General features: G+C 63.3%; 12 protein-coding genes and 1 pseudogene. 7 read left to right on the forward strand and 6 right to left on the reverse strand.

Annotated features, from left to right (window positions below):
* Nucleotides 1-11: 11 nt before the first annotated feature.
* Together FJ978_RS16235 and FJ978_RS16240 are read left to right on the forward strand one after the other, a co-directional pair.
* Nucleotides 12-989 carry a sugar phosphate isomerase/epimerase gene (locus FJ978_RS16235; protein WP_140572914.1) on the forward strand — a complete coding sequence of 326 codons (978 nt, stop codon included), beginning with the start codon at nucleotides 12-14 and terminating at the stop codon, nucleotides 987-989.
* A 19-nt stretch (nucleotides 990-1,008) separates the two neighbouring features.
* A complete protein-coding gene (locus tag FJ978_RS16240; RefSeq protein ID WP_140572915.1) occupies nucleotides 1,009-1,821 on the forward strand; it encodes an SDR family oxidoreductase in 813 nt (270 codons plus the stop codon).
* Between the two features lie 113 nt (nucleotides 1,822-1,934).
* Here the strand turns inward: FJ978_RS16240 and FJ978_RS16245 are convergent, their stop codons facing one another.
* Nucleotides 1,935-2,843, reverse strand: a complete 909-nt coding sequence (locus FJ978_RS16245) for a LysR family transcriptional regulator (RefSeq protein WP_140572916.1) — start codon at nucleotides 2,841-2,843, stop codon at nucleotides 1,935-1,937.
* Between the two features lie 276 nt (nucleotides 2,844-3,119).
* On the opposite strand from FJ978_RS16245, the gene FJ978_RS16250 reads away from it, so the two are divergent.
* The 4 genes from FJ978_RS16250 (at nucleotide 3,120) to FJ978_RS16265 (ending at nucleotide 6,019) form a co-directional block, all read left to right on the forward strand.
* Nucleotides 3,120-3,854 (forward strand): SDR family oxidoreductase, encoded by a 735-nt coding sequence (locus FJ978_RS16250; protein WP_140572917.1) that lies wholly within the window; start codon nucleotides 3,120-3,122, stop codon nucleotides 3,852-3,854.
* Between the two features lie 83 nt (nucleotides 3,855-3,937).
* Nucleotides 3,938-4,537, forward strand: a complete 600-nt coding sequence (locus FJ978_RS16255; RefSeq protein ID WP_140572918.1) for an NADPH-dependent F420 reductase — start codon at nucleotides 3,938-3,940, stop codon at nucleotides 4,535-4,537.
* Nucleotides 4,538-4,540: 3 nt separating this feature from the next.
* On the forward strand, nucleotides 4,541-5,044 hold the full coding sequence (locus FJ978_RS16260; RefSeq protein ID WP_140572919.1) for an SRPBCC domain-containing protein: 504 nt from the start codon (nucleotides 4,541-4,543) through the stop codon (nucleotides 5,042-5,044).
* Nucleotides 5,045-5,206: 162 nt separating this feature from the next.
* On the forward strand, nucleotides 5,207-6,019 hold the full coding sequence (locus tag FJ978_RS16265; RefSeq protein WP_140572920.1) for an SDR family oxidoreductase: 813 nt from the start codon (nucleotides 5,207-5,209) through the stop codon (nucleotides 6,017-6,019).
* 300 nt (nucleotides 6,020-6,319) lie between these two features.
* Here the strand turns inward: FJ978_RS16265 and FJ978_RS16270 are convergent, their stop codons facing one another.
* Both FJ978_RS16270 and FJ978_RS33225 read right to left on the reverse strand, forming a co-directional pair.
* On the reverse strand, nucleotides 6,320-7,816 hold the full coding sequence (locus tag FJ978_RS16270; protein WP_140572921.1) for an aldehyde dehydrogenase family protein: 1,497 nt from the start codon (nucleotides 7,814-7,816) through the stop codon (nucleotides 6,320-6,322).
* Nucleotides 7,817-7,894: 78 nt separating this feature from the next.
* A pseudogene (locus FJ978_RS33225) lies at nucleotides 7,895-7,997 on the reverse strand (IS5/IS1182 family transposase); the annotation flags it as partial.
* Here FJ978_RS33225 and pqqE point away from each other — a divergent pair.
* Nucleotides 7,995-8,906: a pyrroloquinoline quinone biosynthesis protein PqqE gene (pqqE, locus tag FJ978_RS16275; protein ID WP_246678150.1), complete on the forward strand. Its 912-nt coding sequence runs from the start codon at nucleotides 7,995-7,997 to the stop codon at nucleotides 8,904-8,906. The pseudogene FJ978_RS33225 and the gene pqqE overlap by 3 nt on opposite strands.
* Before the next feature lie 70 nt (nucleotides 8,907-8,976).
* Here the strand turns inward: pqqE and FJ978_RS16280 are convergent, their stop codons facing one another.
* The 3 genes from FJ978_RS16280 to FJ978_RS16290 all read right to left on the reverse strand — a co-directional run.
* Complete coding sequence (locus tag FJ978_RS16280) at nucleotides 8,977-10,311, reverse strand: HlyD family type I secretion periplasmic adaptor subunit (RefSeq protein ID WP_140572922.1); 1,335 nt, start codon at nucleotides 10,309-10,311, stop codon at nucleotides 8,977-8,979.
* A 19-nt stretch (nucleotides 10,312-10,330) separates the two neighbouring features.
* Entirely contained in the window at nucleotides 10,331-12,025 is a 1,695-nt protein-coding gene (locus tag FJ978_RS16285) for a type I secretion system permease/ATPase (RefSeq protein WP_140572923.1), read from the reverse strand.
* A gap of 64 nt (nucleotides 12,026-12,089) precedes the next feature.
* Nucleotides 12,090-14,355 (reverse strand): VCBS domain-containing protein (locus tag FJ978_RS16290; RefSeq protein WP_210241443.1); only part of this gene is annotated, 2,266 nt, incomplete at its 5' end.

A 14,355-nucleotide genomic window follows, 5' to 3' on the forward strand; every position in this document is an offset into this window, starting at 1 on the left:
AGGATCGCTCCATGCTCGAGGTCGGCCTAAACCCCTATGGCCTGACCTATCATCTCGGACTTCAGGCCCGCGGCACCTCACGCGCCAATCCCGAGCCGGCGGGGCTGGAAGGTTTCATCGCGCTCGCGACCGAACTCGGCGCGCGGGTGCTGGAGATCTGGGTGCCATGGCTGGCGGAGCTTTCCGATGACGCGGTGATCGCGCTGCGCGAAAGGCTCGCCGGCCTTGGGATCACACCGATCGTTAGCGGCGGCCTGCTGGTGGGCGAACCGCTCGACGCGGCATTTCGGGCCGCACGCCTGCTGAGGGCCAAGATCATCCGAACGGCGCTGACGCCGGTTCTCTGCGGCGACCGCAACGCCGCTGGCGAGAAATGGAGCGAGTTCGCTGGCATCATTCGAGACAGATTGAAGGAATGGGGTCCCCGCGCGATTGCCGAAGGCCATGCCCTTGCGATCGAAAACCACCAGGACTTCACCAGCGGGGAAATCGTCGATTTCTGCGCGCTCGGCGGCGAAGGCGTCGGTGTCACCTTCGACACAGGCAACACATTCCCGGTCGGCGAAGCGCCGCTCGATTTTGCGCGGCGGATCGCACCTTATGTCCGCCATGTCCACCTCAAGGACTACCGCGTGCAGTTCACGACCGAAGGCTACCGGCTGATCCGTTGCGCCATCGGCGATGGCGCGGTGCCGTTTGCCGAGATGTTCGCAATTCTCGGCCAACACCACGATCGCATGACCGCCGTTCTCGAACCGGGGGCATTGGAGGCGCGGCATGTCCGCTTTCTAAGTGACGACTGGTGGCACGGCTATCCGCCGAAGACGGCACGGGAATTTGCCGCTTGCCTGCGGGCAGCGCAGCGCAATCGGCTACCCGACGATGCCGACTACCGTACCCCTTGGGAACGCGAAGACGACGGTTCCCTGGTTTCCTATGAGCTCGACATGATCCGGCGCAGCGCCGCCAACATGCGCAACCTGGTTTGATGAAAGTGGAGAATATCTGATGACGGCACGTGAACTCGATGGATTGACCGCCTTCGTAACCGGCTCCGGCCGTGGCCTCGGTCGCGTGATGGCCGAACGTCTGGCGGAATTGGGCGCCAATGTCGCGATCCATGACATGGACGAAACGGCACCGGCCAAATACGGCGAGTTCGCCAATCTCGGCGAGGTGGTCGAGCGCCTGAAGCGGCATGGGACGAAGGTCACGTCGGTGACCGGCAACATTGGCGACCAGAAGGCGGTGGCCGAGATGAAGCGCAAGATCGAGGCTGATCTCGGCGACGTGCATGTGCTGGTCAATTGCGCCGGCGGCGACATCGGCGCCAAAGGCGGCAAGCCGAACCCGAACAACGCCCTCGACATCGAACTGGACGACATCCGTGTGCTCACCGAGAACAACCTGATCGGCACGATGCTGGTCTGCCAGGCCTTCGTGCCCCCCATGAAGCAGCGCGGCGGCGGCTCCGTCGTCAACATCGCGTCGGCGGCGGCACATCTCGGCTGCTCGCCCGAGGTCGTCTACTCGACGTTGAAGGCGGCGGTCGTGCATTACACGCGCTGCCTCGCCAAGGAACTGATCGACGATGGCGTGCGCATCAATGCGGTCAGTCCCGGCGCCACCAAGACGGCACGGTTCCAGGCGACCCGTGTGGTCGATCCGGAGCGCATGGATTCGAGCAGGAAATCGCTGAACCGGTATGCGGAGCCGGAAGAGATCGCCGAGGCGGTGGCTTTTCTTGCCGGTCCGCGCGCGCGCTTCATCAACGGCCAGGTCATCCGCGTCGATGGTGGTTTCACTATCTTTCCAGGTTGAGTTGGCTTTCCAGGCTGAATGGGCTTCCAGGCTGAATGGCTTTCCAGGTTGAATCGGCTGTCGACTGACCTGGAACCCCGTCGAGCGCGCTCACCAAATGGTGGTGCTCAACGTCACCTGCGAGAGTCTGCTTCAGGTATGGACAGCCCCGCGAGAAGCGGAGCGTACGCGGCGAGCCTGCCGGATACGAACTCCGTGAAGATCCGCACGCGCTTCGTCTTGCGTGTCTCACCCTGCGTGAGAAGCCAGAGCGTTCCGTACAGGTGCAGCTCGGTGCCCGGCACCCTCACCAGGAGGGGGTCGGCATCTCCGACGAAGCACGGCAGTGTCGTGATCCCGAGTCCTTGCCGTACAGCAACGATCTGCGCTGCGGCGTCCGTGGTCCTGAATGGAACCCCCGTCGTGCGAAGCTCACCCTCGCTGGCCCAATCCGGAATTCCATGAATGCTTATGACGATCCACCGGATGGGATCAGAGGCGCCCGCACGCCATGCGGCTAGTCGATCGCGAGACATGTAGACGGCCCCGAACAGCTCCGGGCCCTTCAGGCCGTGAAGGTTGAGCGGCAGGGTTTTTCGGTCGTAGACGACGCGGATCGCCACGTCGGCCTCTCGGTTGGTCAGATTTGCCAGCTCGCCGGACGACAAGACGTCCATCTCGATGTCCGGATGCAGACGCGCGAACTCGGCGAAATCCGGCATGAGCAGGTGTGTCGCGAGGGTCGGAGCCAATGTCACCCGCAGCAGCCCGCGCACGCTCTGATCGCGCCCGAAGACGCGTGTCTCCAACTGGTGCGACGACGCTTCCATCTGGTTCGCGAGCTCGAGCACCTCCTCGCCCGCAGCCGTCAGGCGGTAGCCCGAAGGCAGCTTTTCGAACATCCGCGCCCCGAGGCGTTCCTCGAGCTGTGCAACGCGCCGCAGCACAGTCGAGTGGTTCACACCGAGGCGCTCGCCGGCAGCCCGCACCGAGCCTCCGCGCGCCACGGCCAGAAAATAGCGAACGTCATCCCAGTCGATCATGGTGCGATCCCGCACCGCGCGGTGCGCCTTCCAAAGCCCGTATCCAACGCAGTCGTACAGCAGTGTGGGCGGTCATCATAGCTTGTGTCGACGAGCGCGGCGCAATTCCGAACGGCGGACACCGGTCGTCGCGACTGGCGGCGGTCGTCCGACCGGATCGATTTTGCACCACCGATGTGCGCACTTCCGCACTCAAAGCCTGACCCCTGCAGGCCTATTTCCAGGCTCTCGGGGTTCTTCCCGAACGATCAAAGGCAGAGCCTGGAAGGAAAAGTCATGGGAAAGCTAAACGGTAAGGTTGCAGTCATCACGGGTGGCGCTACCGGCATCGGCCGCGCCGCGGCAAAGCGCTTCATCGAAGAGGGCGCCTTCGTCTTCATCTTCGGCCGCCGGCAGGAAACGCTCGACGCGGCTCTGGCCGAGCTCGGGCCCAATGCCCGCGCGGTGACGGGCTCGGTCTCGGATGAGGCCGACCTCGACCGACTCTACGCGACGGTGAAGGCCGAGCGCGGAACCCTCGACATCATCTTCGCCAATGCCGGGGCGGGAAGCCAGCTTGCGCTCGGCAAGATCACCGCCGAGCACATCGACGAAACCTTCGACACCAATGTGAAGGGTACGATTTTCACTGTCCAGAAGGCGCTGCCGCTGATGGGCCAGGGCGGTTCGATAATCCTGACTGGATCGAGCGCCGGCACCACGGGCGCCCCGGCAATGAGCGTCTACAGCGCGAGCAAGGCGGCGGTGCGCAACCTCGCCCGGACCTGGGCGGAGGATCTGAAGGGCACCGGCATACGGGTCAACGTGCTGTCCCCCGGCGCGACAGCGACCGAGCTCGCGAAGGAAGCGCTCGGCGAGGAGGGCCAGAAGGTCTTCGCCTCGATGACTCCGCTCCAGCGCATGGCCGATCCAGCGGAAATCGGGGCTGTCGCCGCCTTTCTCGCGTCGTCGGACAGCAGCTTCATGACCGCCAGCGAGGTCGCCGTCGACGGCGGCCTTGCGCAACTCTGACGCGCCACGGCCGGTCACTCCATTCAACTAACCAGCGCCGTTGAGGGCCTGGGATCGATATCAACACGGAACGGAGAAGTATTATGAGCTATGCGATTGTAGGATTTGGGAAGATAGGCCAGGCCCTCGCCCACGCCTTCGCCCGTAAAAACATCGAGGTGGCCGTCGCGAGCCGCCGTCCGCCCGAGGCGTTGGCGGCACAGGCCCGGGCGATCGGACCCACGGTCGTCGCCAAGTCGCTGCGGGATGCACTCGAGGCCGACACGATCATCCTGGCGGTCCCGTTCGGAGAGCATCGCGAGGTCGCGAAGGCCCTGCCGAGCTGGGAAGGCAAGACAATCATCGACGCGATGAACGCGTTCCCTGTCCCTGAAGAGCTGGACGGCCTCCCGTCCTCCGCCTTCGTCGCGAAGGCGTTCACCGGCGCCAAGCTCGTCAAAGGGTTCAATCACCTGATTGCGGCCACCCTGGCTGCCGATCCGATCGTCGAGGGCGGGCACCGGGTCGTCTTTCTGTCTGGTGACGATGAGGACGCGATCGCTCCCGTGGCGGCCTTGGCCAAACAACTCGGGTTCGCACCCGTCAAGCTGGGAAAGCTCAACGAGGGTGGCGCGCTGGTGCACGCACGCGGCCGCACTTGGGGCCAGCTCATCTTCCAGGACCTGTTCAAGAAGGAACAGTGATTGATGTATGACCACGTGATTTGGCCCGAGCGATATGACCCGAAAACGTCGGCTATCTACGCGCTCAACGACATTGACGTGAAGGCGCCGCCTGAAGTGGTCTGGAAGCTGCTGGTCGATGCCGAGAATTGGTCGAGCTACTTTCCCGCCGAGGATCAGGTCAAGATCCTGGGCGGCAAGCCGGAACTGGCGCTTGAAACCAGATACACCCGGGTGACGGTTGGCTTTCCGATGAGTCTGGTCGTGACGGAGTGCGAACCCTTCCGCAGGCTGGCATGGTCGACAACAGTCGATGGCGACGCTACCGGATCGAGCGCGTACCACGGCTGGGTCATCACTCCTACAGCCGATGGCTGCCATGTGCTGACCGAAGAAACGCAGCAGGGTCCTTGGTTCCTTGAGGAACTCGGGCGCAAGCACCCCGGTGCACTCTACCGATATCACCAGGAATGGGTTGAAAGCCTCGCCCGCGCTGCGGAGGCGGAAGTCGCGAACAAGGCGGATTGACGTGCTTGTCCTGAGGCCTCGCCGCGTCGCCTGGGCCGCGATGCTTTCGACCGAACAGCGCTCGGCCCGCCTTCGTCCAAATATTGTCGGCACTCAACTGGCGACGGGCAATTCTAGCCTGGATCGGCGGATGATCACCACCTACCATTGGAGATGAATGATATGAATATTGAACTCAAGGGCCGCAAGGCGATTGTCACCGGATCGACCGCAGGTATCGGCCGCGCGACGGCGGAGGGGCTGGCCCGTGCCGGCGCATCGGTCGTCGTCAACGGCCGTGGGAATACCCGGGTCGACGAGGCGGTGCGGCAGATGCGGCAGGCCTTTCCCGGAAGCGACATCTCGGGCATCGCCGCCGATCTTGCGACAGCGGAGGGTGCCGAGGCCTTGATCGCGCAGGCGCCGGACGCCGATATCCTTGTGAACAACGTTGGTACGGCTCATATCCGGGGCTACAGTGGCGTCGAGGACATCGCGAAGATCCCCGACGAGGACTGGCTCGGCCTCTTCCAGTTGAACGTGATGAGTGGCGTGCGCGTGACCCGTCATTACCTGCCGCGGATGGTGGCGAAAGGCTGGGGCCGTGTCGTGTTTGTAAGTAGCGAGTCCGCGGTCAACATCCCCAAGGAAATGCTTGACTACGGCATGACCAAGACAGCTCAACTCGCGATCTCGCGCGGGCTTGCCGAGGCGGTCGCGGGCACGGGCGTCACTGTCAACGCCGTCTTGCCGGGTCCTACCCGCTCCGAGATCCTGGGCGACTTCATGGCGAAGCAGGCTGACGCAAACGGGATCACGCAGCAGGAAGCCGAGCAGGGCTTCCTGAAGGCGATGCGCCCAACCACCCTCATCCAACGCTTCGCGACCACCGATGAGGTGGCCAACATGATCATCTATGCATGCTCGGAGCAGGCTTCGGCGACAACCGGCGCGGCTTTACGGGTGGATGGCGGCGTGGTCCGTTTCGTCGCGTAGCTGCCGAGAAGATTATGGGTCAATGGCGCCGACCAGCGGACGGTCGACGCCATTGGGTGAGCCTCCGTTGAGTTTTCCTGCCCGGTGTCTTCAGGCCGACCCGGTGTCTTCAGGCCGAATACTGGCCGTGATCTTCACCTGTTTCTCGACATACCCTGCAATAGAGCAATTCCAGGAAAAGTGTGATACGGTTTTCCGTCCGGAATTGCGTAAAAACAAAGGGATAGAGCGGTTCGCCGTTTCCGTGAAACGGTGAATTTGCTCGTACGGAAAACCGCTCATACTTTTCCTGGGATTGCTCTAATCCGTCTGGATCCAGATCGCCTTTGTCTCCAGATAATCATGCAGATGCTCGACGCCGCCCTCGCGGCCATAGCCCGACATCTTCATGCCGCCGAACGGCACCGCCGGGTCGATGGCATGGTACATGTTGACCCAGACCGAGCCGGCCTTGACGCGGCGCGCGAGCTTGTGCGCGGTGCCGAGATGGGTGGTGAAGATGCCGGCCGCCAGACCGTAAGGCGTTGCGTTGGCGCGCGTGACGGCCTCATCCAGCGTGTCGAAAGGCATCGCCGAGATGACCGGACCGAAAATCTCTTCCCGCGCGATGGTCATGTTGTCCGATACCGAACCGAAGACGGTTGGCGCGATGAAGTTGCCGCCATCGAAGAGCGCGCCCGTCAGCCGCGAGCCGCCGGCGACCAGTTCGGCGCCCTCGTCGCTGCCGGCCTTGATGTAGCCCTCGACCTTGCCGGCCTGCCTTGCGTTGATCAGCGGCCCGATCTCCGTCTCCGCCTCAATGCCGTGGCCGACGCGCAGCCTGCCGGCAAATTCGGCGACCCGGCGCACGAACTCGTCGTGGATCTCGCGCGCCACGAATAGCCGCGAGCCGGCAATGCAGATCTGACCCGAATGAACGAACACCGCCATCGCCGCGACCGGGACAGCCTTGTCGATATCGGCGTCGCGGCAGACGATGATCGGTGACTTGCCGCCGAGCTCGAGCGAAACGCGCTTGAGGTTGGCGACACCGGCGCGGGCGATCGCCTGGCCGGTCAGCGTCGAGCCGGTGAAGACGATCTTGTTGACATCGGGATGTTCGGCGAGCCGCGCGCCGGCCTCGGCTCCCGTGCCGGTGACGATGTTGACGACGCCGTCGGGCACGCCGGCTTCCTGCATCAGCCGCGCGATCAGCAGCGGCGTCAGCGACGCATCCTCCGACGGTTTCAGCACGATGGTGCAGCCGGTGGCGAGCGCTGGTGCGATCTTCCAGATCGACGCGGCGGTCGGAGCGTTCCAGGGAATGATCGCGCCGACGACGCCCACCGGTTCTCGCCGGGTGAAAGTGACGACCTCGCCGGGAATGGAATTGTCGATCGCCTCGCCATGCAGCGCGGTAGCCATGCCGGCATAGAAGCGCAGCATGCCGATGACGCGGCGCCGGTTGGCGAGCGTGCGCGTGATCGGCAGTCCCATGTCGAGCGTGTCGGAAACACTGAGCTCTTCCCAATGCGTCTCGAAGAGATCGGCGATGCGCAAAAGCACGCACTGCCGTTCATAGGGCGAGAATGTCGACCACGGCCCTTCGAACGCCATGCGCGCGGCGGCCACAGCCGCGTCGACATCGGCGGCCGAGCCGCGCGGCACCGTCGCCAGCACCGCGCCGGTCGCCGGATTCAGCGCCTGCATCTCCTGACCGGACTGCGCCGCCACCCACTTGCCGCCAATGAACATCGGCCGGAATTCGCCATGGTAGAGCGTCGCGGCCTTCGCCCTCGGGTCGAAGTTCAGCGTCATCTTTCCTCCTCGCAATTCCGACGCGACTATTACTCCCGGCGTGGCCGAGCTCAAACAAGGAAAGCTAAAAGATCGCTTGCCCTTGGCGTTCACAATAGCGTGGATCTTAGTTGTCAGTCCGCCTCGGGAGCGACTGAGACAACGATCTCGATCCCCTTTTTGCCGTCGCACCCTGCTGGTGGACGAGCAACTGATCGCCGGGCTGTCGGCGCGCGGTGTCTATACCAATCTCATCACCGCCGGCATCGGCATTGCCGAAGGTCGCATCGAGGCCTTTGCCGAAGCCGGGCTCGACCACGTGCAGCTGAGCTTTCAGGGTGCCCGGCCGGCGACCACCGACCTTATCGGCAACCACCGGGGCAGCCATGAAAAGAAGCTGGAGACGGCACGCCGCGCCAGCGCGGCCGGCCTGCCGCTCACAATCAACGCGCCGATCCATCGTCACAACATCGAGGAAGTGCCGGAATTCATCGATATGGCCCTTTCATTGGACGCGGAGCCGCTCGAGATCGCCAACGCGCAGTATGCCGGCTGGGCGCTGGCCAATCGCAATGTGCTGATGCCCGAACGTGCCGCGGTCGACCGACAGGCGGAGATCGTCACGGCGGCGCAGGAGCGGCTTGCCGGCGTCATCAACATCGATTTCGTCCCGCCGGACTATTTCGCTATCTATCCCAAGCCATGCATGGGCGGCTGGGCGCGCGACGCCTTCATGGTGGCGCCGGACGGCACCGTGCTGCCTTGCCATGCCGCACAGACGATTCCTTCGCTTAGCTTCGAGCGCTTCGGAGAGCGCGCACTTGTCGAAATCTGGACCAATTCACCGGCATTCAATGCCTTCCGCGGCGCCGAATGGATGCAAGAGCCGTGCCGAGGCTGCGAGCGGCGCGAGATCGATTGGGGCGGCTGCAGGTGTCAAGCGATGGCGATTGCCGGTGACGCCGCGGCTACGGATCCGGCGTGCATCAAGTCGCCGATCCACGCTCGCATGGCTATGCTCATCGACGAAACGCGGCCCGCCGCGGCAGATACTGCGGCGGACGAAGCCCTCATCTATCGCCGGATAGGCGTTGTGGCCGAGCCCGCCTGACTGTCTGGCAGACCCTTCCTGGCGAGCGACAGCGGAGTCTTCTGCTCACCGCGATCCTTTGCTCAATCCGTCATTTCTGGCGAAAGGCGGAGTGGAACGACACGACCAACGGGCCTAGTACGTAGTCGAGCGCGGTGCGTTCCTCGGTGACGATCATGACCGCTGCCGGCATGCCCGGATAGAGCGCAATCTGTGGAGCCGCCGCCAACTCCCCCGGGTCGACCGCCACGTCAGCCAGATAGTAGGGAAACCCCGTCTTGCTGTCGGTAATGCGATCCGCCGAAATGCGGGTGACCCGGCCATGAATTATGGGTATCGAGCGCTGCTTGTAGGATGTGAAACGAACTTCGGCCGCCATATCGGGTCGCAGGTTCGATATGTCCTCGACGCGAATCTGCGCCTGGACGATCAGCGAGTTTTCAGTCGGCACGATGTCGAGGATGGTCTGGCCCGGGGCAACGATGGCGCCGATCGAGAAGACGCTGAGATCCATCACCTGGCCATCATAGGGCGCACGCACTTCGGCCCGATCCATGGCGGCCTGGGCAGCAAACATCTTGGGCACGAGGTCGGCAAGGTTCGATTGCGTATCGATCAGCATGGCCGACAGCTTGGCCCGGCGCTCATTGGTCAATTGCGCGATTTGGCTCTCGAGTTCGGCTTTGCTCTGCTGGCTGCCGCCGATTGCGCCGAGGTTCTCGTCGATCAGGCCCTGCAGATCCGAGGCGGACCTTTCCAGTTCCAGGATGCGCGGGCGGGTCGTCAATCCGGCCTTGAGCAGCTTTGACAGGCTGGCCTTCTCGTCGATCGTCGATTGCAGCTGGGCCTGGTAGGATTCGACCCGAGACTGCTTGCCCTGGATCTGCTCCTCGAGCTCGGCAATCCGCCGCTCGAGGATCTGTTTGGCGCCGGCCATCGAGGCCCGCTGGCTTTCCAGGTCGGCGATCTGGTTTGCCATCGCATCCCTGAGGTAGTCCTCGTGCTCTTTGAGAATGTCCTTGGGGAAGGCAACGGCCTCGCTGCCGTCCAGTTCGGCCCGAATCCTGGCATCGGTAGCGCGCAACAGTGCATATTGCTGGGCATAGAGATTGAATTCGGACCGGATCCTGGTGTCGTCCAGCTTCAGCATTATGTCGCCCTTCCTGACGACGTCGCCATCCTTGACGCGGATTTCCTTCACCGTTCCGCCGTCGAAGTGCTGCACGCTCTTTCGATTGCCTTCCACCTTGACGATGGCATCGGCAAGCACGGCGCCGTTCAGCGGGGCAAAGGCCGCCCAGCCGCCGAAGATGCCGAAGAAGGCAATGATGATCATCAGGCCGACATAGGCTGGCACCCGGATCGAATCCGGGGCCGGCAGGCCGCTGTCGCCAGGCAGGCTCCGGTAGGTAAGGGCGTCGCTCATCGCTCTCTCCAAACACGGCTCATTGCGTCGCCACCGCCATTGGAGCCGCGCGCTGGTTGAGCAGCGCCACGATCTCGTTTCTCATGCCGAAAGCCTCGACGGCGCCATCGCGCAACAGAAGGATCTTGTCGACATTTGCCAAGGTGGAGGGCCGGTGCGAGACGATGATCACCGTGCTGCCGCGGCGCTTCAGCTCAATCGCGCAGTCGCTCAGGGCACGGTCGCCATCGGCGTCGAGATTGGAGCTCGGCTCGTCGAGAATGATCAAGTTCGGCGTTCCGAACACCGCCCGGGCAAGAGCGATCCGTTGCCGGTATCCTCCCGAAAGCACGGCGCCGCCTTCGCCGATCTGGGTCTCGTAGCCCTGCGGAAGGCGTATGATCATCTCGTGCACGCCGGCGAGCCGCGCGGCCTCGATCACCTCCTGGTCGACGTTGGTCTTGAAGCGGCCGATGTTGGCGGCAACCGTATCTGAGAAGAGCTCGATATCCTGCGGCAGGTAGCCGATGTGGTCGCCTAGCGCGTCGTGCCCCCATTGCGACAGGTCGGCGCCGTCCAGCCTGATGGTGCCGCGGCTGGGTTGCATGACGCCGGCAAGGTGACGTGCCAAGGTCGACTTGCCGGCGCCGGAAGGGCCGACGATCCCCAGCGTCTCGCCTGCTTCCAGCCGGAACGATACGTCCCGAAGCAGCACCTTCTGCTGGCTGGCAATTGCAAAGCTGACCTGCTCGACCGAAATCTTGCCGCTGGGCTTTGGCAGGTTGAACGATCTTTCGTTCCGCGCGCCCCCGTCGACCAGCTTCTCGACCCTTGCCAGTGCCGCCCGCGCCAGGATCAGGCTGCGCCAAAGGCCGACGATCTGCTCGACTGGCTGTAGCCCCCTGCCGAGCAGGAGACTTGCCGCGAACATGGTGCCGCCGGTAATCTGCCGTTCGATGACCAGATAGGCGCCGAGGCCGAGGATCAGCGACTGCATGGTGAGCCGCAGGAAACGGATCAGGCCCGACATCAGGGCGGCACGGTCGCTTGCCTCCGCCTGGCGCCGCAGCGCCAGGTTGCGGTCGCGCCCCCACCGGCGGATGAGACCGTCGATCATCCCCATGGCGCGAACGACTTCGGCGTTCCTGAGGCTCATCTCGGTGAAGTTATAGTTGGTCGTCGCCAGATCGTTGGCCTGCTTCAGCGGCGAACGCACGAGATACTCGTTGAGCACGGCCATTCCGATCAGAAGCAGCGAGCAGCCGAGTGCGAAGAAGCCGAGCCACGGATGCAGCAGGAAAATGATGCCGATGTAGATGGGTGACCATGGCAGGTCGAACAGGGCATGGATGCCGCTGCCGGTGATGACCTGCCTGAACGTGTCGAAATCGCGGATAGGCTGGCTCGGCGAGGAGCCAGGCGATGGAGTTTCGACCGACGCGGCAAGGATCCTTGCCGAGAGCAGCCGGTCGAGCCGCGCGCTGGCACGCGTCAGGATCCAGGCGCGTACCAGATCGAGGCCGGCCAGCGAAAGAAAAGCCGCCAGCAACACCAGGGTCAGCATCACCAGCGTGGTTTCGCTGCCGCTGGTGACGACCCGGTCGTAGATCTGCAGCATGTAGAGGGGGGAAGCGAGATAGAGCAGATTGATCGCCAGGCTGAATGCCGCAGCGACCAGGAAATAGCGACGGCATGCCCGAAGCGCATCCTTCACAATTCGAGACTTGTTGTCCACGTCCAGAACCCCACTCGATACTTGTCAGGCCAGGTAGGCCGCCGCTGAGGGCGGCCCTTCTGGTTCACACCACGAAGTCGCTTGAAATCGCTCCATCGCCGATGCCGGTCAGTGTGAATTCCGCCGGATTGTACGAAACGACGGTATGGCCCTGGCCATCATCGGCAAGCTTGAAGGCATTCGCATCATAGCTGCCGACCAGATGCAGCGCGGCGCCGTGGGTGCCATCCGAAACGGTCAGCGTTCCACCGCTGCCATCCTGGTTTGCCTGGTAAACAGCCGTCGTTCCCGCACCGAACAAGATGTCCCCAAGATCCAGCTTGTCATCATTGGTGATGCCGCCGATCCGTCCGCTGTAATCGAAGGAATCGTCGAGTTGCAGCGTGCCGGCAGCGTCGTGCCCGAAGGTGACGTCCGTCGACGAAGCGGCGCCGAACTCGATTTTCGACAGATTGCCGATCGTGGCATCGCCGTCGCCGGTAACCTGGCCATGGATTACGACGTCGCCGCCATTGGCCCAGAGCATGCCTGAATTCGCCACGCCGCCGGCGACCGTCAAGCCGCCCGAACCCGTTGCTTCCAGCGTTCCGGAGTTGATGACGACGCTGCCACCGGTATCGACGACCAGCGCGTTCGAGCCGGAGGCGATGATGGTCCCCCTGTTGTCGAGGCCGAGCATCCCACCGCCCAGCTGGCCGGCGCCGGAGATCGTGTTGTCGACATTGACCAGGCTGACGTCCGGCCCGGTCCCGGAGATGATGTTGGCGGCGCTGTCGGACATCAGGATCTGCCCGCCACCCTGCAGGGTCACGCCATGCTGGATGACCTGCAGCAGCGTATCGCCGCCGGCCGAGTCGAGCGAGATGAGACCGCTGTTGTCGATAATGCCGCTCAGCGGCAGCAACGCGCCGTCGCCAATCGTCATAGTGCCGGAGTTGTTGACCACCGGTGTCTGGTCGAACACGAAATTGCCTGCCGTCAGCGCGTTCGAGTGCACGCCGTCCAGCGTGATCGACTGTCCGTCGCCGAGCGTTATCACCGCATTGCCATGGGCATCGTCGGCGATATGGGTCTGGAGGTCGGCAAAGTCTGCCAATCCGTTGTAGCCGATGAGATCGATCTGGTCGGCGGCCACATCGAAACTGTGCACCATGTCGACGCCGATCGGTTGCGAGAAGACGAAGAGATCGTTGCCGCTGGAGCCGGTCAGCACGTCGTCGCCCGACCAGGCAAAGATCGGCGAACCCGGAGCGTAGGCCTCGACATTGTCGGCGATCGACGCACTGCCCAAGGTGCCGTCGGCATTGGTCCAGGTCATCTGGACGTCGAGCACGGCGGCGCCGGTAAAACTGGCCGGTGTGGTGACGGTCAGCCCGTGCAGGTCGTTGGTCTGTGTCGTCCAGCTTCCATCGGCATTATGCGTCGCGCCGTCGATGGTCCAGCCCGAAGGCACGTCCTTCACCGTGACGGTGATGAGCGCACCTTCATGCGATGGATCGGTCAGGGCGAGGTTGATGGGCTCGCCGGAGGTGCCTGCTGGCTGGAGGTTGAGGGTTGTCTTCGCTGCATTGGTATGCCCAGCTGTATCCGAGAATGCTCCGGAATCTATGACCAAGTCATACTTGGATCCGTTGTTGCTCCCCGCGCCTTTGTCAACTTGGAACGTGTAATGAGTGTGGGCTGCATCGAAGCTTCCCGACCCCGCGATGACGCTGACATTCGCCAAGCCGGAGACGTGCATCACGTCCGAGAGATTCACAAAATTCGCGGTGACCGCAGAGGTGAACGTTATCGTCACGGTGCTTGGCGTGGCGTTGTTTCCCTGTTTGCCGTCCACGACTGAGGAAATCAACGTTGCACTGGCGTCGTCTGTGCCGTTCACCGTGACGGTGAGGTTGGCGGTCGAGGAGCCGCTATGGTTGTCGGAATTGGTGTAGGTGAAGACGTCGGTGACGCTGGCGCCCTGGGCCAACGCCTGCACTGAGGCTAGGCCGTTGTTGAGCGTGTAAGTATAGGTGCCGTTGCTGTTGAGGTGCAGCGTGCCGTAGGTGCCCGTGACATCGGTGCCGACATTGCCGGTCACGCCATTGACGGCGGTGACGCTGTGGGTATCGGTGCTATCGACATCGGTATCGTTGGTCAGCACATTGCCGCTGACCGGATTGGGCGCGGTGTCCTCTTTCACCGAATTGATGTCGGCAACCGCGACCGGGCCGTCGTTGGTGCCGTTGATGGTGACGGTCAGGCTGGAGCTCGAGGAGCCGCTATGGTTGTCGGAATTGGTGTAGGTGAAGACGTCGGTGACGCTGGCGCCCTGGGCCAACGCCTGC

The organism is Mesorhizobium sp. B1-1-7, from assembly GCF_006442705.1.
Taxonomy (GTDB): Bacteria; Pseudomonadota; Alphaproteobacteria; order Rhizobiales; family Rhizobiaceae; genus Mesorhizobium; species Mesorhizobium opportunistum.